This is a genomic window from Delftia deserti (assembly GCF_042653485.1).
Taxonomy (GTDB): Bacteria; Pseudomonadota; Gammaproteobacteria; order Burkholderiales; family Burkholderiaceae_C; genus Comamonas; species Comamonas acidovorans.
The window spans coordinates 276978-296728 of sequence record NZ_JBHSIH010000001.1 but is presented as its reverse complement, the minus strand read 5'-3'; the positions used below and the strand labels follow the sequence as shown (position 1 = coordinate 296728).

Genomic DNA, 19751 nt, shown 5'->3' with positions numbered 1-19751 from the left:
CGCAAGGGCGGCCGGTTTTTTCATTTCACCATGACTCCAGCACCGAACTTCGCTGGACTACGCCGAAGCCCGATACAGCAGGTTTATCAATAACTTAGGCGAGTTCAACATATGCCGGTGCTTTCCGAAACCTGACCCGGCTTCCCCTCTGCTGGCCCCTATGGGGCTCCTGGGAAACGGGTCTTTCCGAGGAGTCATCATGGCGAAAACCAAGCTCACCAAGTCTGCTGTTGAAGCGGCACAACCCCAGGCGCAGGCCGTCGAACTCCGGGACACACTGGTGCCCGGCTTCCTGTGCAAGATTACACCAGCGGGCCGCAGGGTGTTCATGCTCCAGTACCGCACGAACTCGGGCGAGCGCCGCAAGCCCGCACTGGGCCTGTTTGGCGAACTGACTGTTGAGCAAGCCCGCTCGCTCGCGCAGGAGTGGCTGGCCCAGGTGCGCCGGGGCGGCGACCCGGCAGCCGACAAGGCGACGGCGCGCAAGGCACCCACGGTCAAGGAACTGTGCGAAAAGTTCATGGAGGATCACTCCAAGCAGCGCAACAAGCCTAGCACCCAGCGCGGCTATCAGGCGGTCATTGACCGTTGCATCGTTCCGATGGTCGGCCGCATGAAGGTGCAGGACGTGAAGCGGCCGGACGTGGCCGGCGCGATGAAGAAGATGGCCCACAAACCAGCCGAGGCCAACCGCGCTTTCAGCGTGATGCGCAAGATGTTCAACCTGGCCGAGGTGTGGGGCTATCGGCCGGACGGCACCAACCCTTGCCGCCATGTTCCGATGTACCCCAACGGCAAGGCCACCCACCTCATCAGCGACGAGGAAATGGGCAAGCTGTTCCAGTATCTCGACTTCCTGGAAACCGATGGGCTAGGACTGGATCACGCCATCTTGCCGCTGGCGATTCGTCTGCAATTCGAGTTCGCGGGCCGTCGCTCCGAAATCGTCACCCTGCAATGGGATTGGGTGGATCTGGAGAACCGGCGCGTGGCCTGGCCCGACAGCAAGACCGGCGGCATGTCCAAGCCTCTGAGCGAAGAAGCCCATCGGCTGCTGTCGGCCGCACCCCGCCAGGATGGCTGCCCGCACGTATTCCCGTCCCCCAACCATCCGGGACAGCACATGACCACGGGCGAGTATTACGGCGGCTGGACGCGCATCCTCAAGCGCGCGGGCGTGACCCATGTGGGCACGCATGGCATCCGGCACCGCTCGGCCACGGACATTGCCAACTCGGGGATTCCGGTCAAGGTCGGCATGGCGCTCACAGCGCACAAGACCGTAGCCATGTTCATGCGCTACGTCCATACCGAGGACAAGCCGGTGCGCGAGGCCGCTGAGCTGGTGGCCAGCCGGCGCAAGGCGATCACCGGGGCACGGCAGGCAACAGAGGCGCTGGCGTGAAGGCGAAGCCAAATAGGCCAGACAGTGTCTGGCAATTCCGTCACCACCGAATGGTCGCGACAGCGTCACGGCCATTCGGGCGGCCGTCCTCCGCTCGGTGCTCTTGCTCTTTATTCGTTAATAAACGAAAATAGCCATGTACCGAATCGAGCACTACCTGACTGCTGACGGGCAGAAGGATCTCTACATCGACTGGCTGCAGCGCTTGCGGGACATGCAGGCCAAGGTGGCGGTCATCCGGCGCGTGGCCCGCATCGAGCAAGGCAACTTCGGCGACCACAAGTTCTGCCGCGATGGCGTGTGGGAACTGCGCATCGACGTGGGGCCGGGCTACCGCGTGTATTACGGCAAGGCGGGCCAGCGGCTGGTGCTGCTGCTGTGTGGCGGCGACAAGCGCACGCAGGATGCGGACATCCACCGTGCGGTGGACTATTGGCAGGATTGGCAGCGGAGATTGGATGATGAGAAGCAGACCCCATGACGAAGCGATGGCCGAGCTGTACGGAAGCGATCCGGCGCTTGCGCTCGAAGTCCTCAACGGCATCCTGGCTGATGGCGACCAGGCCGAACTGCTGGTCGTGCTGCGCCAGATGGCGCAAGCATTCGGCGGCGTTCAGGCGGTGGCCGAGCAGGCGCACCTGAATCCGACGCAGCTTTACCGCACGCTCTCACCTAAGGGCAACCCGGCCTTGAACAGCCTGACGGCTATTCTGAAAGCCATGGGGATGCGACTGGCGGTGCAGCCGCTGGTCTCGCCGCCCTCAGCGCATGCCGCTTGATGTCTATGGCGAGCATCGTTCACCCGAGTCACTTTGAAGACTACAGCGGCGTTCAGTTTGAACGCCTTGTTTTTGCGTACCACGTTCGCGCAGGCTGGCGCGACCTGATTTGGCATGGCCAATTGGGAGGTGACCAAGGGCGGGACATCTTCGGGATCGAGGAATTTGATGATCGGCCTGCTCGCAAGACGATCATCCAGTGCGCCAATCGTGACACGCTGACCCTGGCGAAAGCTCGAACCGACATGGAGAAGGCTGTCGCGGCTGCTGGCGGGAAACCGGATGCTTTTAAGTTCGTCTGCCGCGGTGCTGTTTCCGATGCCAGCAGAACACGGATCGGCAACGCTGCTGCCGCACTCGGCGTAGCGCATGTGACGATTTGGTCCGGCGTCGAGTTCGAGGAGAACTTGCGTCTGCGTGGCGAATTCCTTTTGCACCGCTTTGTCCAGGGCGTCGAGTTCCCTGAAGCGGAGGCTGACATCCGCAGGTTCGCTGACGACTTCCCTGATCTGTCCGACGCCGAAGCGCTGGGCCTCATGGCCGCCGTGTTCGACCGGCCGGCTTTTCGCACGCCGTTTCAGCAGGAAAGTTCACTGCCGGCTTTCCAGCAAGCTGTTGAAGACACTATCGGGGCACTCAACACCGGCGCGTGGCGCACGCGCGAAGGCACCGAAATTCGGCGCATCCCCTCGATCCATCACATCAGAGACCAGCAGGTTCGCAAGGTGCTGGCCCAGGTTGTGCGCCAGGTCGATGAACTGCGCCGCATCTTCGTCTCTCGCCTCCGAGAGGGCGAGATTCAGCATTGCGGATGCGGCAAGGCGGATTGCCCCACCTACATGCTCAGTTCTCGCGTGGCTGACGAACTGGATGATGCCCGTGACCGCATCCTTAATGCCTTTCGCTCGGTGCATGCGCCGTTCGATGTTGTTGTTCGATAGACACGGAGAGGTCGGCAATGGCAGAGCAAATTCCCCCGTTCAACTCGCAGCACCTTGAAGCCGCCTGCCGCGTGCTTGCCGACACCGAGCGTGGCCTGAGCGGCACGCAGATCGGGAGGTTGCTGCAAGACATGGAGGTGGCCGATACATCTCCGGGCATGACGAAGTGGAAGCGGTTGTTCAACGCGCTTGCCGAGGTGCAGAACAAGCAGCAGCGAGGCAATCACCTGATCATGTTCATCAACCGTGCGATGAAGCCAGTGAACTTCACGCGCGATCCTGGAACGTTTGCTTGGTTGCGTGATGAACTCAATGTTGTTCTCGCATTCTCAGGCTTTTGTGTGCTTGCCGATGGCCGGGTGGCGCATGCCGACAAGGCGACGACACTGGACGCGGCCCGCGCACGCGCCGGTCGTCTCAAGGCTGCGTTGGAAAGCCGAGCCGTCCACGCGGCGGTTTTGAACTACTGCCGCGCCGAGCTACTGGACGAGAACTACTTTCACGCGGTCTTCGAGGCGAGCAAAGGTGTTGCCGAGCGGATTCGCATACTGTCGGGGTTGACCAGCGACGGTGCCGACTTGGTGAACAAGGCCTTCGCGGGGCAGCAGCCACTTTTGGTCTTGGGGCCGCTGAGCACCGAATCCGAAAAGAGCGAACAGCGAGGGTTTGCGAACTTGCTGATCGGGCTATTCGGCGCCGTGCGCAATCCCCTGGCCCATGCCCCGAAGACGAATTGGCCTATGTCTGAGCAGGATGCGCTCGACATTTTGACGCTGGTGTCGCTGATCCATCGCAAGCTGGATGGTGTGCAAAAAGCGGCGGCGGCGCCGTCGCCATAGGCATCGGGATCGCCGGGGCATGCAATGAAACACGCTCCCATCCATTGGCCCGCTCTGCGCGGCGGCCTGCTGGCCCTGCTGGCAGCGGCGTTGTTCGGCATCAGCACGCCGCTCGTGCAGCGCATCGGCGCGGGCGTGGGGGCGTTCTCGACCGCGGCGCTGCTCTATGCGGGGGCCGCCATCGTCGGTCTGCTCTCACGCCAGCAAGTGGACAAGGAGGCCCGGCTGGTGCGCGGCGACCTCCCGCGCCTGCTGTCGATGGCGGCCTTTGGCGCCGCGCTGGGGCCGGTGGCGCTGTCCTGGGGCCTACAGCACACCAGCGGCACCGGCGCTTCGCTGATGTTGACGCTGGAGGCCTTGTTCACAGTCTTGCTGGCACGGCTGCTCTATGACGAAACGATGGATCGGCGTGTCTGGGCTGCGATGCTCCTGCTGCTGGCGGGTGGCATCGCACTGGTTCTCGACCAGGGGCGCCAGTACGGCGCCCAGCTCTGGGGATTGCTCGCGGTGCTGGTGGCCACGATGGCCTGGGGGGCGGACAACACGCTGTCGCGTGCGCTGGCCGAGCGTGATCCAGGCCAGGTTGTGCTGGGCAAGGCGGTTCTCGGCACTTCGGCTACGGCCGTGCTGGCGGTCTTGGCCGGTGATCCGCTGCCGACATGGGGTGCGGCGCTGGGCCTGATGGCCGTGGGGGCCACCGGTTATGGCTTGAGCCTGCGCTTTTACCTGCTGGCGCAACGGGCCTTCGGCGCAGCGCGCACGGGCTCGGTGTTCGCCTTCGCCCCCTTCATCGGTGCCGCGATTGCCATTGCCCTAGGCGACCGCAGCGGCACCTGGATCATGGCGGTAGGCGGCCTGCTGATGGTGCTGGGCGTGGTGTTGCACCTGGCGGAGTCGCACGGGCACGAACACGAGCATGAGCGGCGAGCGCATGAACACGCGCACCGGCACGACGATGGGCACCACAACCACACACACGACCCGATACCAGCCGGCACTCACAGCCATCCGCATGTCCATGAGCCGATGGTGCACGCGCACCCGCATGTGCCGGATGCGCATCACCAACACGCGCACTGACTGGGCGGGCGCTGCCGCTAGCGTTTGGGCATGGGCCGCAGCAGCCCCCCGGAACACCACGAACTGCGCATCGTCCTTGTACTGCAGTCCTGCCCGTCTCGGGTGACGCGGTAGCAGATCGGTTCGTCCTTGCTGACTTCCGGTTGCAGCAGGCAGAGCCGGTTGCCCTTGACCGACCAGCGCACCGTCCGCTGGCCTGCTTTGATCCCGGGGGGCGCCCCCTTTTTTTGCCGCGCCCAGTGGCGCTCAGATTGCCGCCTGCCTCACACGCCGGCTCAGCGCCTCGGCGCTTTCCTTGCGCTCGCTGTAGCGATCAACCAGATACGGCGCCACATCGCGCGTGAGCAGCGTGAACTTCATCAGTTCCTCCATCACGTCCACGATGCGGTCGTAGTAGGCCGAGGGCTTCATGCGTCCGGCCTCATCGAACTCCTGGTAAGCCTTGGCGACCGAGGACTGGTTGGGGATGGTCAGCATGCGCATCCAGCGGCCCAGCACGCGCATCTGATTGACGGCGTTGAAGGACTGCGAGCCACCCGAGACCTGCATCACCGCCAGCGTCTTGCCCTGGGTGGGGCGCACGGCGCCGGCCGACAGCGGAATCCAGTCGATCTGGGTCTTCATCAGGCCGGTCATGGCGCCGTGGCGCTCGGGTGAACTCCACACCATGCCCTCAGCCCACTGAGCCAGCTCGTGCAGTTCCTTGACCTTGGGGTGGTCGGCAGGCGCATCGTCCACCAGCGGCATGCCCGAAGGGTTGAACATCCGCGTCTCGCCGCCGAGGGCGCGCAGGATGCGGGCCGCTTCCTCGGCCGCCAATCGGCTGAACGAGCGCTCGCGCAGCGAGCCATAGAGCAGTAGAAAGCGCGGTGCGTGCGTGGCGCGCTCGGGCGCGAACAGTTGCCGGGTGTCAGGCTGCTGGAACAGCGCGGGGTCGATTTGGGGCAGATCCATCCGATGCTCAGACACGGCGGCCCTCCGCATCCACCACGGCTTCGCCGTCTTCCTTGTTGAAGGCGCCGCGCTGCGGCTGCGGCAGGATGTCCAGCACGGCCTCCGAGGGCCGGCACAGGCGCGTGCCCAGCGGTGTGACCACGATGGGCCGGTTGATGAGGATGGGATGCTGGAGCATGAAGTCGATCAACTGGTCATCGCTCCACTTCGGGTCATCCAGGCCCAGCTCCGCGTAGGGCGTGCCCTTCTCGCGCAGCACGGCGCGCACGGGTACACCCATCGCGGCGATCAGTGCCGTCAGCGTCGCCCGGTCGGGCGGGGTCTTCAGGTACTCGATGACCGTGGGCTCCTCGCCGCTGTTGCGGATCAGGGCCAGCACGTTGCGCGACGTGCCGCAGGCAGGGTTGTGGTAGATGGTGATATTGCTCATGAAGCCTCCAGAGACAGAATGCAAAACTCAGCCGGGCTGATGGGCCGGCGATGGCGTGGGCGGTGTTCGCAGCAGCATCAAAGCCGCGAATGCAGCGGCGCCGATGGCGCTGGACAGCCACAGGGCATTGGCACCCCAGGCATCGAGGGCCAGCCCGAACAGAAACGGAGCCAGGGCCTGTGCCACCCGTGCCGGCAGCATCAACCAGCCTTGGCGGGCGCCGTAGCCCTGCGCGCCGAACAGCGCGAGCGGCAAGGTGCCCTTGGCGATGGTCAGAATGCCGTTGCCCGCGCCGTGCAGGACGGCAAACACCGAGGCCAGCGCAGGCCCCGAGGCCAGCAAGACCGCTGCGCCAATGGGATGGGCCAGCGTCGCCAGGCGCGCCGACTGCAGCGGATGGACGTTGCGCAGAAAGCCAAACTCCAGCATCCGCGCGGCCACCTGCGCCGGCCCGATCAATGCGCCGATGCCGACGGCCGCCGCCAGCGTCATCCCCGTGGCCTCCAGCATCCTCGGCAGGTGCGTGGCGACGGCCGTGCTGATGAACCAGGTCGTGGCAAAGACAAAGGCCAGGATCACAGTGACCATTCCCGGCGGGGTTTGCGTGGCAGGCTCTGCAGCGACGGGAGGTGTCTGATCTTTGGCCCGTACTTCAGCTTGCGGCCCATCCGCCTTGGCCGCGACCGCCGTGCTCGGCAGCCAGGCATTCAGCGGCAGCCCGAGCAACAGGTGGATGGCCGCCCAGCCAAGGCAGGCGCCCCGCCAGCCAAACTGCACTTCCATCCACGCCGACAGCGGCCATCCCACCGTGCTCGCAAAGCCCGCGATCAGCGTAATGCCGGTGATCGCGCTGCGGGCATCGCGGCCGTAGAGCCGCACCAGGCTGGAGAACGCGGCCTCGTACAGACCTGCCCCCATCGCCACGCCGATGACCAGCCAGGCGGCCACCATCATCCAAGGCCCGGGGGCGAGGCCCAGCATGGCCAGACCCAAGGCGAACAGCAGGCTGGTGCCGACCAGGACGATGCGGCCGCCATGGCGGTCAATCGCGTGGCCGGCCAGCGGCCCGACCAGTGCTGAGGCCACCAGGGCGCCCGAGAACGCCGCATAGACCGTGGGCGTGGTCACGCCCAGCTCCCGGGCCATGGGCGCCGCCAGCATGGCCGGCAGGTAGTACGAAGACCCCCAGGCCAGCGTCTGCGCGACGCCTAATGAACCGACAACCCGGGCTGGTGCGCTTGCCACGGGTCAACCTCTACGGGCACCGGCTTCGTACCAGCCCTTGCTTTGGTTGACGATCCGCACGACCAGCAGCATCACGGGCACCTCGATCAGCACGCCCACCACGGTGGCCAGCGCTGCGCCAGACTGGAAACCGAACAGGCTGATGGCGGCGGCCACGGCCAGCTCAAAGAAGTTGGAGGCGCCGATCAGCGCCGATGGGCAGGCAATGCTGTGCTGCTCGCCCGCACGGCGATTGAGCCAATAGGCCAGGCCGGAATTGAGGAACACCTGGATCAGGATCGGCACGGCCAGCATGGCGATCACCAGCGGCTGGCGCAGGATGGCTTCGCCCTGGAAGGCGAACAGCAGCACCAGCGTGAGGAGCAGCGCGGCCATGGACAGCGGGCCGATGCGGGCCAGCGCGGCGTCGAAGACGGCCTGGCCCCGACGCAGCAGCGCGCGGCGCCAGAGCTGGGCCAGAATGACCGGAATCACGATGTACAGCCCGACCGACACCAGCAGCGTGTCCCAGGGCACGGTGATGGACGACAGGCCCAGCAGCAGGCCGACGATGGGGGCGAAGGCGAAGACCATGATGGTGTCGTTCAGCGCCACCTGCGACAGCGTGAACACCGGGTCGCCGCCGGTCAGCCGGCTCCAGACGAAGACCATGGCCGTGCAGGGCGCGGCAGCCAGCAGGATCAGGCCGGCGATGTAGCTGTCCAGTTGATCGGTGGGGAGCCATGCGGCAAAGACATGGCGGATGAACAGCCAGCCCAGCAGGGCCATGGAGAACGGCTTGACGGCCCAGTTGATGAACAGCGTCACGCCGATGCCGCGCCAGTGCTGCCTGACCTGGCCCAATGCACCGAAGTCCACCTTGAGCAGCATCGGGATGATCATCACCCAGATCAGGATGCCGACTGGCAGGTTGACTTGGGCGACTTCCAGGCGCCCGACGGCCTGGAACACTCCCGGCGCGAACTGGCCCAGGGCCACGCCCAGCACGATGCACAGGAACACCCATACGGTGAGGTATCGCTCGAAGGTGGACATGGAGGAAGCGGCCGGCGCGCGGCAGGCCGTTGCGGCTTGTGTAGACATGTCCACCCTCACTGCTTGCCGATCTCGCGCAGCTCGTGCTGCAGGGACATGGCATCCAGCCGCTGGAGCGGCAGCGACAGGAACAGCTCGATGCGCCGGCGCAGGGTCAGCGCGGCATCCTTGAATGCCCTGAGCCGCTGCTCCTCGGAGCCTTCGACGGCCGCGGGATCGGGCACACCCCAATGGGCCGACACCGGCTGGCCCGGCCAGAGCGGGCAGGCTTCGCCGGCGGCGTTGTCGCAGACCGTGAAGATGAAATCGAACACCGGCGCACCGGGCGCCACGAACTCATCCCAGCTCTTGCTGCGGTAGCCGGTCGTCGGCATGTGCAGCCGCTCCAGCGTGGCGAGCGCCAGCGGATGCACCCCGCCCTTTGGCTGGCTGCCCGCCGAGTACGCTCGAAAGCGCCCCTGGCCCAGTTCGTTGAGGATGCCTTCGGCCAGGATGGAGCGGGCCGAATTGCCCGTGCAGATGAACAACGCGTTGTAGGTGGTGTCGGTGGTCATGGGAGGCTCGTATCAGCAGCAGGACGAACGGGAAGTGCCCGAGCAGCAGGCCGCCGCAGGCGCCGGCTTGGCGGCGGGGGCGGCTTCATGGAAGACCGGGATGCTGCCCAGCGTGTGGAAGTGCTCCCAGGCCACGCCCTGCGGGTCGGTGACCCAGTGCTTCTCGCTGCGCGCGTAGCAGCAGGTTGTGGCGCCCTCGTCCAGCAATGCCATGTCGGCCGCTTCGGCGCGGGCCTTCAGCACCGCCAGCTCCTCGGCATCGTCGGTCTGGATGCCCAGGTGGTCGATGCCCGGCTTGCCGCCACGCGTGGAGATCGCGAAGTTCACCGGCGGGTCTTCGAGCATCCACTTGGCGTAGTCGCTCTCGATGCGCGCCGGCTGCGCCGCGAACAGTTGGGAGTAGAAGCCGATGCTCTGGTTCAGGTCATCGACATGCAGGTGGACGTGGAAGCGCTTCATGGAGGCCTTTCAGCAGGAAGTGCAGGAGCGGGAGGAATCGGGGGATTCGGTGACCTCGCAGGTGCCGCCCTGGCAGCAGTGCTCGGTCAGGTAGCCGAGCAGTCCGTTCATCTGGCTGAAGTCGGCGCGGTAGATCAGGTTGCGGCCCTGCTGCTCGACCGTGACGAGGCCGGCATGGGCCAGCTCCTTCAGGTGGAAGGACAGCGCGTTACGGGCCACGTCGAGCTGCTCGGCCATGACGCTGGGGGTGAGTCCTTCGGGGCCGGCGACGACCAGGGATCGGAACACGCGCAGGCGCTGGGCATGGGCCAGGGCACCGAGGGCGGAAACAGCTTGGGTCTCGTTCATTATTCAACGATACATCAATCATTGAATTAATGCGAAAAAACCCACTCTTGAATCAAGCCTGCGCGCTGCGCTTGCCAATACCGGGTGTGCCGGATGGTTGGGGGTGTGGGCGGCTTGCTGTTCCCTTCATCGTGCCACGGCGTGCTCGCCGTCAAGGGCTTCGCGTGCGAGCACGCTTGCGTCCTGCGGCCGTCTGCGACCCCTGACTGCTTGCGCTGCGCCGTGCCCCGGAAGGGTCGGGCAATTCCGCCCGGCAACCTTTCAGGAGTTCACATGAACCACGCACTCATCACCGACGAGCAACGCATCGTGCTGCTGGCCAATGGCCGCCAATCCTTGGAGAACCCGGACTTCGATCCGGCGCCCGTGGTCAAGCTATTCACGCCGGACGGCGGCGCGACCTGGCTACTGACCGAGATTGATCCCGACGACCATGACCACGCTTTCGGGCTGTGTGACCTGGGCCTGGGGGAGCCGGAAATCGGCTGGGTCAGCCTGGGCGAGCTGGCGACGGTGCGCGGCGGGCTGGGCCTGCCGATCGAGCGTGACCTGTCCTTCCGCGCCGAGAAGCGGTTGAGCGCCTATGCGCGCGATGCGCGGCTGGCCGGGCGGATCGTCGTTTATTGATCCGGCCCTTGGGCGTCGCAAAACGCCCAAGGGCACTGCGGCCGCCGTGTCGGCGACGCTGTGTGATGACTTGAGCACCGAATGGGAAAGGTTGATGCTGCGAGTCTCCGAAACTCGATGAAAGCACCTTGAGCCGTCTACGGCGCTACGGCAAGTGACGCGACGGCAGGTCCGGCCTTACGCTTCTTGGCCGTGTTCACGTTGCGCGTCTCGACCTGTCCGCGCCAGGTCTCCAGCGCCATGATGTCGGCGAGCAGTTCATCGGGTTCAGGGACGGCGACACCACCCATGAGTGCCTTGTCGTGCGCGTAGTTCGAGCACTTTGTCATGCCCGCGTTCACTTGCGCGTAGTCATCATCCTCGACTACAACACCGGCCAGCCGCTGCGTTTCGACACCTTTGCGGAAGCGAAGGATGACCTCTCGCAGTAGTACTTCCTCGACAGCACGCTCCCATGCCATGCGCAAGCGGAAATAGGCATCGACGGTCTGCCGTCTGTGTTCTTGCTCTTCGCCGTCCTTGTGGAGTTTGGCGATGGCTTGATGCTGGGCTTTCAGGGCGCTGACGCGCTTGCTCGCGGTCTTTCCCTCGAATGGTAGATCGGGGTCTGCAACCCCGAAGCCCTCTGTGCGGCGGGTCAGACTTTGGGTTGCGATCGGGACACCCGCCAACTTCGCTTCTTCGACCAACAGGCACAGGAAGTAGATGTCATGGGTAAATACCGCAACCTGCCGCCGCGCTGCCTCTGCAGTCAGGCGCTTTGCCACACGTTCACGCCGACGGTGATCGAGAGATGACACCGGATCATCGAACACGATGCCGCCCTGACCCCCATTTAGGCCGACCTCGGCAAGGAAGGAACCGATCGCGATCGCGCGCTGCTCGCCCTCGCTCAAGATCTCGCCCGGACTGCGGCTTTGTGGTAGTTCCAGCTTGAGCTTGTGCAGGGCTTTACCTCTATCCGACCGGCTCTGCAGCGAAACGCGCAACGTGCCGACACCGAGCGCCTTGAATTCGCGGTTCAGGGCGTCGGCCAGTTCCTTCGACACAACCTTCTCCGCCAGTTCCGACGCCTTTAACGAGATGGCGTTGGTCTTCACGGCAGACAGGCACTTCGTGAGCTTGGCCTGGTGGGCGAGTCGATTGACGGCGGTGACGACAGCATCCTTGATCTGACTTAGTCTTACCCGTGCATCCAGTTCCAGGAACTGCTTCTGCAGGGCCGCACGGGCCTTTTCGTCCGAGGCCTTCTCCAAGGTCACCGCTTCGGCATTCAGCTTGTCAGCCAAAGCCTGAAGGCGCTCGGTCGGATTGACCAGAGGTTGACTGACGTCGTCCCACTGATGCGAGATCACTGCCGCTTTGATGGCCTCCTGACGGGCGGCCAGGAGCGGCTCGAAAGCCTTGGCATCGGCGGCCAGTTGCGGGTCCAAGGCCTCGATTTCTCCATATGTCACGTCGTCGAGATTCAGCGTGAGAACCTGCGCAGCGAACGGCTTGTATTCCGCGTACAGGGCAACACGGCGTGCCTGGGATGTCTTCTCCGCTTCCTGTTGAATAAAGGCTTCGAAGCGCAGCAAGCGGTCGGAGCCTTCGGCAAGGGGTTGTTGGCAGAGCGGGCAAGGTGCGTCCGCGCCCAGCGCGGGGAACGATTTTTCTGGGTGGGATTCGATGGCGAACTTGCGCGCTGCCTCGAATAGTTCACGCCATGTCTCGCCGCCAGTACCCGGCAGCAGGTTCTCACCTTCCTTGAACTGCTTCGCGGCGAGGGCGGCTGCAGTCTGCGCCGTGCGATAGCTGTCTGCCAGACCTTTCAGCTTGGCGACGACAGCTTGATCCACCTGTGCGCCTTTGCTGGCCGCATTCGCTGCGATAGCTGTGATACGGCGAGCGCGCAAGCGCAGTTGCGCAGCCTTCTCCTTCGGGTTGTTCTCCTTTAGGCTCTTGTCCAGAGACGCATGCTGGGTCAGTTCCTCTGGGGTCACCGTTGCTAGCGCTTCAATCTGGGCTAGGGCCGTCTTGGCGGAAAGCGAGGCGACTAACTTGCCGACGGGTGTGTCGCCTTGCAAGGGCGCAAAGGCGGACAGATCAGCGGCGGATTGGGTGTATTCGGTTTCGATCGCCGTCTTCAACTGCTTGCAGACTTTGGCCAGCCCTTCGAATACATCGAGCCCGTAGGGCACATAGGAGAAATCGTCCTCTCTGTCGAGGTAGGCGCGAGCACAACGCGAGTCAAAAATCGCAAATGACGAAAGCGCAGCAGGAGCCGCTTTGCCGTGGTGCCAGTGTGCATCTTGCGCAACTCCGTCGATTGCGATTTCGAACGTGGCTTCCGGAGTCCCGGCTTTGCCTGCAGGCAAGTTGGCGTTCGGATGAATAGCCTCCGTCTGATCGCGCGCACGACATGCGCGCTTGAGCACACGGGAGTACCCCGATTTGCCTGAACCGTTATCGCCATAGATGACGGTCATTCCAGAGGCGCCGAAGGGCAGACGTTGGTTCTCCGCAATCGCGTTGACGTGCCGCATGCTCTTGATGGCTCGCAGCTCAACGTGAGTTGCCGCTTGGACCGGAGCGGGAATCTGATCTGCCGTCAGCGGCTTGGGCTTGCGGTCTTTGGGATCTGTGATGCCATGTGCCGCCTTGAGTAGCGCGAAGAGGTCATCCTGATCCTCTATCGTGAGCGTTTGCTTGGCCAGCAGGCGGGCCACCGCATCGCTCTGCCACTCAGGCAACCCCTTCGTCCAGTCCAGTATCTCCTGCAATATCGACATAGGCCCCTCCCGCCGTCGTGTCATTTATCGTCCAGAAGCTCTCCCGATTCGCCGTACAGGCCATGGGAGCGCTGTTGCAAACGGAAACATTATGACCCCCAGGGTTCCGCTGCAAGGCTCGCGCACAGTGCCTAGCGTTTCGCACCAAACCGCCACCACGCGGCATTGCCTTCTCATGCATTTGGTAGCGAGAAAAACCCTTCGCCCTAAGTCCGCTCAGATACGTCCATCAATTGCACCTCCGATTTCCGTATGTCATAGCTGATGCCTTTGATTTCGCAGATGACTATGGACTGGGGGACAAGCTCCAACGTCGAATCGGTTTTTTCCAAGAAATCCCAGTCATCGTTGAGCGATGCGGGATCTTCTTTGTACCAAACCTGTGGATGAAACCATTGATCACCCTCATCATCCGTTTCGTATAGATAGGCATTTAACTCGCGCCCATGTCTCTTGAAAAATCTCTTTACGAACGATGCCTTGTTGAATAGCGTGACGTTGAGCGGGCGCCTGTTTTCGGATGCTGGCACCTGCGCAGAGCGGAAGATTAATCCATCCAAATTGAGCTTCGCATGGGTGGCGAGATAGTCGGATATCACTTGTGTCAACAGATAGCCATCCTCACTGTGCTCAGGGAGGACGGGCTTGGTGAGTACTCTTTCGAGTTGAGAAAGGAACTTCTGTCGTCGCGCGATTTCCAGTGATGACGCATCGAACATGCTGCGATTTATGACAGATGGAATTTGCGGCAGGCGTGTCAAGTCCAGCAATCGTATTGAACGAAGAATTTTGAATTCTGCAACCGCAACGCGGCTTCCAACGGGAGGCCGTACCTCGGCAATCGCGACATCTGGCGAATTGGCGCCGTAGAACATCGAGATGCCTCTGGCGTTCATGCGTCCCGCACCGCCAACACCCGAAGGGGGTGGCCCCAGTTGAGCGTCTGGGTCTTCCAGCGCCTTCTCCAAGGCATCGTCGTTCTGAAAAACACGTGCGCGGAAAAGAGTTCCCAGTTCATGACCGGGGCCGACCTCGACAATCAAAGGCTCGCCCGAGGCAGTGACATCTTTGTCTACCTTGTCGAAGACCATCTGGAGCACTTCGAGTGCGTCTGGGTTAACAAACCTAGTGCGTGTCCGAAGACTTTCCTGCATGTCATGCCATCGGCGATGAAGCCAGTGGTCTGCTACGCCAGTTTTAATGAATAAGGCGTCCGCCTCTGGTGCCTGGCCATCGTATGCATCGCGTTCCCAGATGGCCCGCACGATTTCGAATAAATCGTCGGAAAGCGCATGGGATGCGGGTTCTACTTCTTGCTGAATGATCTCCTGGAGTTCATCCCCGAGAGACGGATACCCATGATCCTCACGAAGAACATTGTCGGCAACTTGATAGTTGTCCTGGAACTCGTGGTCAAAAATCTGTGCGATTTCATCTAGCCCCAAGGTCGGTGCGTTCCGTCCGCAATAGTCACACGCTACATCGGTCGTTTCGCTGGCACTTATCTTCTGGCTTAGGAACTGATTGCCGATGCATGTGCCACAGACTGCCTTTTCATCTAGATCGACTCCGCTCAAGATACTGCTCCATTATTTTTGAGTTGCTTTGTCCCCGGCGCCACGCTGCATAAGCAGACGAAATCCTGCTAGGCAGGCGCCATGTCCCGGCCCTTTTCATGGGCGTGCCATCGCTAGATTAGCGTAACGACAAGTTACCAAGTTCGGCGCTCATGCTTTGTCGGTTGTGGATGCAGGGCGTCCCCGGCCAAGAAACATGGCCGGTCGCGCTGTCGTGCTGCGCATCGAGCCGCCTGCAGCGTCTCGCCCCATGCGGGCTTCCATCGTTCCCTCGCTCCGCTCGGCTGACGCCTCCGGCCCGGCTTCCAGCTTCGGGCCTGCGCGCTTCGCTTGCCGTGCGGTTCGGCACGCAGAGGCGGCCGTTGCCATGTCCAGCCGTCTTCCCTGACTTCATCACCTTACCCGCGACCGTAGCCCGCTCCCGTGTGCCGTCAAGGCGCGCAGGGCCGTGTCCTCGGCTGCGCCTGCGGGCCGCACCAACCCTGCGCTTGCCTCCTTGACGGCACCCGTCCGCGCGCTCCTTTGGCCGCGGGCGATGAACTCAGGAAAGACGGTGGCAACAGGGCCAACCGGGTTCCTCGTGCCGACCGCACCGAACAGCCGAAAGGCTGGGCTCCGAATCTAGGAATCCGGTGTGCGCTTTCTTCAACAGCCAAGTCAGGAGAACAACATGCTTGCAACCCGTTTCGCTTCCCATTCCCTCGCACTGCGCAGCGACTACCCGCTGACCGATGACCAGATTCATCGCGTGGCCCCGTCCATCTTCGCGGACGCCCCGCATGAGAGCCGTTCGCAGCGTTACGCCTACATCCCCACCGCTGCCGTGCTGACCGAGCTTCGCAAGGAGGGGTTTCAGCCCTTCATGGTGACGCAGACCCGCGTGCGTGATGAAGGCAAGCGCGAGCACACCAAACACATGCTGCGCCTGCGCCATGCCAGCCAGATCAACGGCGCGGAGGCTAACGAAATCGTGCTGCTGAACTCGCACGACGGCACGAGCAGCTATCAGATGCTGGCCGGAATGTTCCGTTTCGTGTGCAGCAATGGCCTTGTGTGCGGCGACACCGTGGCGGACGTGCGCGTACCCCATAAGGGCGACGTGGCCGGTTCCGTCATCGAAGGCGCTTTCGAGGTGTTGAGCGGTTTCGAGCGGGTGCAGGAATCCCGCGATCGGATGCGCGGCATCACCTTGGACGAAGGCGAGGCCGAAGTGTTCGCCCGGGCGGCGCTGTCCCTCAAGTACGACGACCCGGACAAGCCCGCGCCCATCACCGAATCGCAAATCCTGATGCCGCGCCGGTTTGACGACCGCCGCCCGGACTTGTGGAGCGTGTTCAACCGCACGCAAGAAAACCTGACCAAGGGCGGATTGCATGGCCGCAGCGCCAACGGACGCCGCCAGCAGACCCGCCCCGTGCAGGGCATTGATTCCGATGTGCGCCTCAATCGCGCCCTGTGGATGCTGGCCGATGGCCTGCGCCAGTTGAAAGCCTGACCGTTCCCCCCGCAGGAGGGGCGGTTTCCCCTCCATTCCTTGTTTCACTCGATTGGAGAGTCACCATGAACGCCGTTACCACTACCGAAGCCCGCGCCATCCAAGCCCCCGCGCTGGAAGCCGCCGACCCGACCAAGAACCTGATTCTGGTTCCGCTGTCGCGGCTGGTGCTGCGCCCCACGGGCCGCAACGTGCGCAAGACCCCGCGCATGTCCATCCCCGAACTGGCCGCATCCATCCAGCGTGTCGGCCTGCTGCAAAACCTGATCGTGATTCCCGCCGCCGATGGTGAGCATTACGAGGTGGTGGCCGGTGGTCGCAGGCTGGCCGCGTTGAAGCTGCTGGCGAAGAAGCACCGCATTGCCAAGGATTGGGACGTGCCTTGCCTGCAAGTGGCCGATGGCACGGCCCGCACCGCCAGCCTGACCGAGAACGTGCAGCGCGAGGCCATGCACCCCGCAGACCAGTTCGAGGCTTTCGCGGCGCTGGTGGCCGAAGGTCGACCCATCGAAGACATTGCGGCGGATTTTTCCGTCACGCCGCTGGTGGTGCAACGCCGCTTGAAGCTGGCGAATGTGTCGCCACGCCTGATGGGCGACTATCGCGCCGATGCCGTCACGCTCGATCAGTTGATGGCCTTGTCCATCACTGACGACCACGCCGCGCAGGAAGGCGCCTTCTACGATGCGCCGCAGTGGCAGCGCCAACCGGCCGCGCTGCGCGACCGTCTCACCGAGCGCGAAATCGACGCCTTCCGGCATCCGCTGGTGCGCTTCGTCGGACTGGACACCTACGAGGCCGCAGGCGGTGGCGTGCGCCGTGATCTGTTCGCGGAAGGCGATGCGGGCGTGTACCTGACCGACGCCGCGCTGCTGGAACGGCTGGCGCAAGACCGGCTGGCGGGCATTGCCGCCACCGTCCGCGCCGAGGGCTGGGCTTGGGTGGATGCCACAGCGGGCGTGACCCATGCCGATCTGCACGCTTTTCAGCGTGCGCCGAGGGAACGGCGCGAGCCGAACAAGCGTGAGGCGCAGCGCATCGATAAGCTGCAAGAGAAGATGCAGGTCATCGGTGAAGCCGTGGATGCCGCGATGGAGGCCGACGACGAGGACAAGGCCGGAGCCTTGCAGGAGGAAGGCGAAGCGCTGGGCGAGCAGTTGCAGGCGCTGGAAGATGGCTTGCAGGGCTACAGCCCGAACGTGAAGGCCGCAGCCGGTGCCATCGTCACCATCGACCGCAACGGCGAAGCCGTCATTCATCGCGGCCTGATGCGCGAGGCCGAGGCCAAGGCGCTGCGCACACTGGAAAAGCTGCGGCAGGGTTTCGGCAGCGCAGGCGAAGCCGGGAATGACGAAGACGAGGAAGCCGACGACGCACCCAAGACCGCCGCCATGTCCGACCGGCTGGCGCAGCGGTTGAGCGCCCACCGTACCGCCGCGCTGCAAATTGAAGTCGCCCGGCATCCACAAACCGCGTTGGCTGCTGTGGTGCATGGCATGGTGCAGACCGTCTTGCAGCGCCGTTACTACAGGCACGATATGCCGCTGGGCGTGAGCCTGAAAGTGCAAGACCGGCTGGAAGGCATGGCCCCCGACTGGTCGGAATCCCCTGCCGCCGTGGCGCTGCGCGAACTGCAACAGGTGGCGGGCGAATCCTTGCCGGAGGACAGCGCCGAGTTGTTCGCCGCGCTGCTGGTGAAGCCGCAAGACGAACTGGTGCGCCTGCTGGCGGTATGCGTGGCCTCCACGGTGGACACGGTGACGCCTCGCGCTACGCTGCACCAGCCCGGCAAGGAACTGGCGCAGGCCGTGTGCCTCGACATGGCCGCATGGTGGAAGCCGACCGCAGCAGGCTACTTCAAGCACGTCTCCAAGGCTGTGATTCTGGATGCCGTGGGCGATTACGCGCCGGATTCCGTCAACCGGCTGGGCAAGCTCAAGAAGGCCGACATTGCCAGCGAAGCCGAGCGGCTGGCGGATGGCACGGGCTGGATGCCTGCAATCTTCAAGGCCGCAGGCCCGGAGGCTGCGCCAGAGGAGGCGCAGGAGCAGGACGCACCGGCAGATGCCGAAGCAACGGCGGATGAACCAGCCGTGGCGCTGGCCGCTTGACCCATGCCCACAACAAGCGCCCCGGCCTCGACCGGGGCGCTTCGCTGGAAGGAGAACACCCCATGACCTGCACCACCACCAGCTGCCCACGCATGGCGGCGACCTATGCATCCGGCACGGTGCGCGCCCGCCGCTGGCATGGTAAAGGTGACGTGCGCGGCTACCGACCGCCCTCGGGCTGGTCGGCCCGCGCCGACCTCACCGACATTCATCCCATCACGGGTCGCGCCTTGTCGCGTGCCGTGTGGTGGATCATCGAGACGAAGGAATAGCCGTGATCAGCACCGCGCCCAGGCCTTTCCGTCCTGGGCGCGGTGAGTGTAATTCCGGGCACGGCGGTGGCCGCGCCCGGCGATGTTCAACTCGGTGGCGCAATCACACTTTGATCGGGCCAAACATACCCGTGTAGATCAGCGTTTCCCAAACCTTCTTAATCCCCTGTCCGGTCTCCTGGCTCACAAACAGCGAAGACCTAGCGCCGTGAGGGGCGCCCAAGAAGTACGGGCGCATCGACTCCCATGTCTCCGCGACCTGCGACCAGGTCCAGCACGGAACTTCTTTCTCCAGGATCAGCGGCACAGCGATAGCCAGCGGGATCATCTTGTCCATCGGCAACGGTTCTTCCCAGTTGCACTTGACCAAGATCGGGGTTGCCTCCGCGTTGTAGAACTGAACATCCAGCTTTTCTGCTGTGATGTAAGCGGCGTGATGGCGAGGCAGGGCCAGAACGGAGTCCAAGACGTCTTGGCCATCGCCATAGGGGCAGGTGATGAATCCGTTGGCGAAATAGCGCGTGTGATCGAGGCCTTTGTAGCCGCAGCGATCGCTGGGGGTCGTGACGGGATGGCGGTCATCGTGGTTGCGTACCAGCGGGTGCCAGGTCGGGTATCTGTCAACCACGGGCCCGAGTTCATCCACGATGTCCTGCAGCGCGTGCTTGCTTCGCACTCTTTGCGATTCGTCCGCATCCCGAGGGCGGAGGACAAGGTACTTCTCCACCTCTTCGTACCCTGCTTGTGCTGCTTCATCTGCTCGAAATGCCATGACTCACCTCATTTCAATAATGTGATGCGTGAATTTATCATTCAGTGCATGAAG

Annotated in this window: 20 protein-coding genes; 10 read left to right on the top strand and 10 right to left on the bottom strand. The window is 63.6% G+C overall.

Features of this window, described 5'->3' with window-relative positions; genetic code table 11:
- Positions 1-199 precede the first annotated feature (199 nt).
- The 6 genes from ACFPFG_RS01430 (at position 200) to ACFPFG_RS01405 (ending at position 5044) form a co-directional block, all read left to right on the top strand.
- Positions 200-1405 carry a tyrosine-type recombinase/integrase gene (locus ACFPFG_RS01430; RefSeq protein WP_380104592.1) on the top strand — a complete coding sequence of 402 codons (1206 nt, stop codon included), beginning with the start codon at positions 200-202 and terminating at the stop codon, positions 1403-1405.
- Positions 1406-1541: 136 nt separating this feature from the next.
- Positions 1542-1886: a type II toxin-antitoxin system RelE/ParE family toxin gene (locus tag ACFPFG_RS01425; protein ID WP_380104590.1), complete on the top strand. Its 345-nt coding sequence runs from the start codon at positions 1542-1544 to the stop codon at positions 1884-1886.
- Positions 1867-2184 carry a helix-turn-helix domain-containing transcriptional regulator gene (locus ACFPFG_RS01420; RefSeq protein WP_380110210.1) on the top strand — a complete coding sequence of 106 codons (318 nt, stop codon included), beginning with the start codon at positions 1867-1869 and terminating at the stop codon, positions 2182-2184. Before ACFPFG_RS01425 ends, ACFPFG_RS01420 begins: the two co-directional genes overlap by 20 nt.
- Before the next feature lie 5 nt (positions 2185-2189).
- The gene (locus ACFPFG_RS01415) at positions 2190-3125 is read left to right on the top strand and encodes a hypothetical protein (protein WP_380104588.1); all 936 of its coding nucleotides are present in this window, start codon (positions 2190-2192) and stop codon (positions 3123-3125) included.
- 17 nt (positions 3126-3142) lie between these two features.
- Positions 3143-3964, top strand: coding sequence for a TIGR02391 family protein (locus ACFPFG_RS01410; RefSeq protein WP_380104586.1), 822 nt, complete (start codon positions 3143-3145; stop codon positions 3962-3964).
- A gap of 24 nt (positions 3965-3988) precedes the next feature.
- On the top strand, positions 3989-5044 hold the full coding sequence (locus ACFPFG_RS01405) for a DMT family transporter (RefSeq protein ID WP_380104584.1): 1056 nt from the start codon (positions 3989-3991) through the stop codon (positions 5042-5044).
- Between the two features lie 246 nt (positions 5045-5290).
- Here ACFPFG_RS01405 and arsH read toward each other — a convergent pair whose 3' ends face one another.
- From arsH to ACFPFG_RS01370, 7 genes are read right to left on the bottom strand one after another with little or no spacing between them, the layout of a single operon-like run.
- Positions 5291-6013, bottom strand: coding sequence for an arsenical resistance protein ArsH (arsH, locus tag ACFPFG_RS01400; protein WP_380104582.1), 723 nt, complete (start codon positions 6011-6013; stop codon positions 5291-5293).
- Entirely contained in the window at positions 6006-6428 is a 423-nt protein-coding gene (gene arsC, locus ACFPFG_RS01395) for an arsenate reductase (glutaredoxin) (protein WP_380104580.1), read from the bottom strand. Before arsC ends, arsH begins: the two co-directional genes overlap by 8 nt.
- Before the next feature lie 27 nt (positions 6429-6455).
- Entirely contained in the window at positions 6456-7673 is a 1218-nt protein-coding gene (locus tag ACFPFG_RS01390; RefSeq protein WP_380104578.1) for an MFS transporter, read from the bottom strand.
- Positions 7674-7676: 3 nt separating this feature from the next.
- Positions 7677-8756, bottom strand: a complete 1080-nt coding sequence (arsB, locus tag ACFPFG_RS01385) for an ACR3 family arsenite efflux transporter (RefSeq protein WP_380104576.1) — start codon at positions 8754-8756, stop codon at positions 7677-7679.
- An 8-nt stretch (positions 8757-8764) separates the two neighbouring features.
- Complete coding sequence (locus ACFPFG_RS01380; RefSeq protein WP_380104574.1) at positions 8765-9262, bottom strand: arsenate reductase ArsC; 498 nt, start codon at positions 9260-9262, stop codon at positions 8765-8767.
- 12 nt (positions 9263-9274) lie between these two features.
- A complete protein-coding gene (locus ACFPFG_RS01375) occupies positions 9275-9721 on the bottom strand; it encodes an ArsI/CadI family heavy metal resistance metalloenzyme (protein WP_380104572.1) in 447 nt (148 codons plus the stop codon).
- 9 nt (positions 9722-9730) lie between these two features.
- Positions 9731-10069, bottom strand: coding sequence for an ArsR/SmtB family transcription factor (locus ACFPFG_RS01370; RefSeq protein ID WP_380104570.1), 339 nt, complete (start codon positions 10067-10069; stop codon positions 9731-9733).
- Positions 10070-10342: 273 nt separating this feature from the next.
- Between ACFPFG_RS01370 and ACFPFG_RS01365 the strand changes: the two genes are divergently transcribed.
- Positions 10343-10696 (top strand): DUF2958 domain-containing protein, encoded by a 354-nt coding sequence (locus ACFPFG_RS01365; RefSeq protein WP_380104568.1) that lies wholly within the window; start codon positions 10343-10345, stop codon positions 10694-10696.
- 137 nt (positions 10697-10833) lie between these two features.
- Here ACFPFG_RS01365 and ACFPFG_RS01360 read toward each other — a convergent pair whose 3' ends face one another.
- Both ACFPFG_RS01360 and ACFPFG_RS01355 read right to left on the bottom strand, forming a co-directional pair.
- The gene (locus ACFPFG_RS01360; protein WP_380104567.1) at positions 10834-13470 is read right to left on the bottom strand and encodes an AAA family ATPase; all 2637 of its coding nucleotides are present in this window, start codon (positions 13468-13470) and stop codon (positions 10834-10836) included.
- A 206-nt stretch (positions 13471-13676) separates the two neighbouring features.
- Entirely contained in the window at positions 13677-15047 is a 1371-nt protein-coding gene (locus ACFPFG_RS01355; RefSeq protein WP_380104565.1) for an RES family NAD+ phosphorylase, read from the bottom strand.
- 670 nt (positions 15048-15717) lie between these two features.
- Here ACFPFG_RS01355 and ACFPFG_RS01350 point away from each other — a divergent pair.
- The 3 genes from ACFPFG_RS01350 (at position 15718) to ACFPFG_RS01340 (ending at position 18925) form a co-directional block, all read left to right on the top strand.
- The gene (locus ACFPFG_RS01350; RefSeq protein ID WP_380110208.1) at positions 15718-16542 is read left to right on the top strand and encodes a DUF932 domain-containing protein; all 825 of its coding nucleotides are present in this window, start codon (positions 15718-15720) and stop codon (positions 16540-16542) included.
- Positions 16543-16607: 65 nt separating this feature from the next.
- The gene (locus tag ACFPFG_RS01345; RefSeq protein ID WP_380104563.1) at positions 16608-18653 is read left to right on the top strand and encodes a ParB/RepB/Spo0J family partition protein; all 2046 of its coding nucleotides are present in this window, start codon (positions 16608-16610) and stop codon (positions 18651-18653) included.
- Between the two features lie 62 nt (positions 18654-18715).
- On the top strand, positions 18716-18925 hold the full coding sequence (locus ACFPFG_RS01340; RefSeq protein ID WP_380110207.1) for a hypothetical protein: 210 nt from the start codon (positions 18716-18718) through the stop codon (positions 18923-18925).
- Positions 18926-19028: 103 nt separating this feature from the next.
- On the opposite strand, the gene ACFPFG_RS01335 is transcribed toward ACFPFG_RS01340, so the two are convergent.
- A complete protein-coding gene (locus ACFPFG_RS01335; RefSeq protein ID WP_380104561.1) occupies positions 19029-19697 on the bottom strand; it encodes a hypothetical protein in 669 nt (222 codons plus the stop codon).
- Positions 19698-19751: the final 54 nt, after the last annotated feature.

Coding starts and splice junctions, on each gene's coding strand:
- ACFPFG_RS01365 (WP_380104568.1), top strand. CDS start 10,343: ATGAACCACGCACTCATCACCGACGAGCAACGCATCGTGCTGCTGGCC.
- ACFPFG_RS01410 (WP_380104586.1), top strand. CDS start 3,143: ATGGCAGAGCAAATTCCCCCGTTCAACTCGCAGCACCTTGAAGCCGCC.
- ACFPFG_RS01340 (WP_380110207.1), top strand. CDS start 18,716: ATGACCTGCACCACCACCAGCTGCCCACGCATGGCGGCGACCTATGCA.
- arsB (WP_380104576.1), bottom strand. CDS start 8,756: ATGTCTACACAAGCCGCAACGGCCTGCCGCGCGCCGGCCGCTTCCTCC.
- ACFPFG_RS01430 (WP_380104592.1), top strand. CDS start 200: ATGGCGAAAACCAAGCTCACCAAGTCTGCTGTTGAAGCGGCACAACCC.
- ACFPFG_RS01405 (WP_380104584.1), top strand. CDS start 3,989: ATGAAACACGCTCCCATCCATTGGCCCGCTCTGCGCGGCGGCCTGCTG.
- ACFPFG_RS01425 (WP_380104590.1), top strand. CDS start 1,542: ATGTACCGAATCGAGCACTACCTGACTGCTGACGGGCAGAAGGATCTC.
- ACFPFG_RS01335 (WP_380104561.1), bottom strand. CDS start 19,697: ATGGCATTTCGAGCAGATGAAGCAGCACAAGCAGGGTACGAAGAGGTG.
- ACFPFG_RS01380 (WP_380104574.1), bottom strand. CDS start 9,262: ATGACCACCGACACCACCTACAACGCGTTGTTCATCTGCACGGGCAAT.
- ACFPFG_RS01345 (WP_380104563.1), top strand. CDS start 16,608: ATGAACGCCGTTACCACTACCGAAGCCCGCGCCATCCAAGCCCCCGCG.
- ACFPFG_RS01420 (WP_380110210.1), top strand. CDS start 1,867: ATGAGAAGCAGACCCCATGACGAAGCGATGGCCGAGCTGTACGGAAGC.
- ACFPFG_RS01415 (WP_380104588.1), top strand. CDS start 2,190: ATGGCGAGCATCGTTCACCCGAGTCACTTTGAAGACTACAGCGGCGTT.
- ACFPFG_RS01350 (WP_380110208.1), top strand. CDS start 15,718: ATGCTTGCAACCCGTTTCGCTTCCCATTCCCTCGCACTGCGCAGCGAC.
- arsC (WP_380104580.1), bottom strand. CDS start 6,428: ATGAGCAATATCACCATCTACCACAACCCTGCCTGCGGCACGTCGCGC.
- ACFPFG_RS01375 (WP_380104572.1), bottom strand. CDS start 9,721: ATGAAGCGCTTCCACGTCCACCTGCATGTCGATGACCTGAACCAGAGC.
- ACFPFG_RS01360 (WP_380104567.1), bottom strand. CDS start 13,470: ATGTCGATATTGCAGGAGATACTGGACTGGACGAAGGGGTTGCCTGAG.
- ACFPFG_RS01370 (WP_380104570.1), bottom strand. CDS start 10,069: ATGAACGAGACCCAAGCTGTTTCCGCCCTCGGTGCCCTGGCCCATGCC.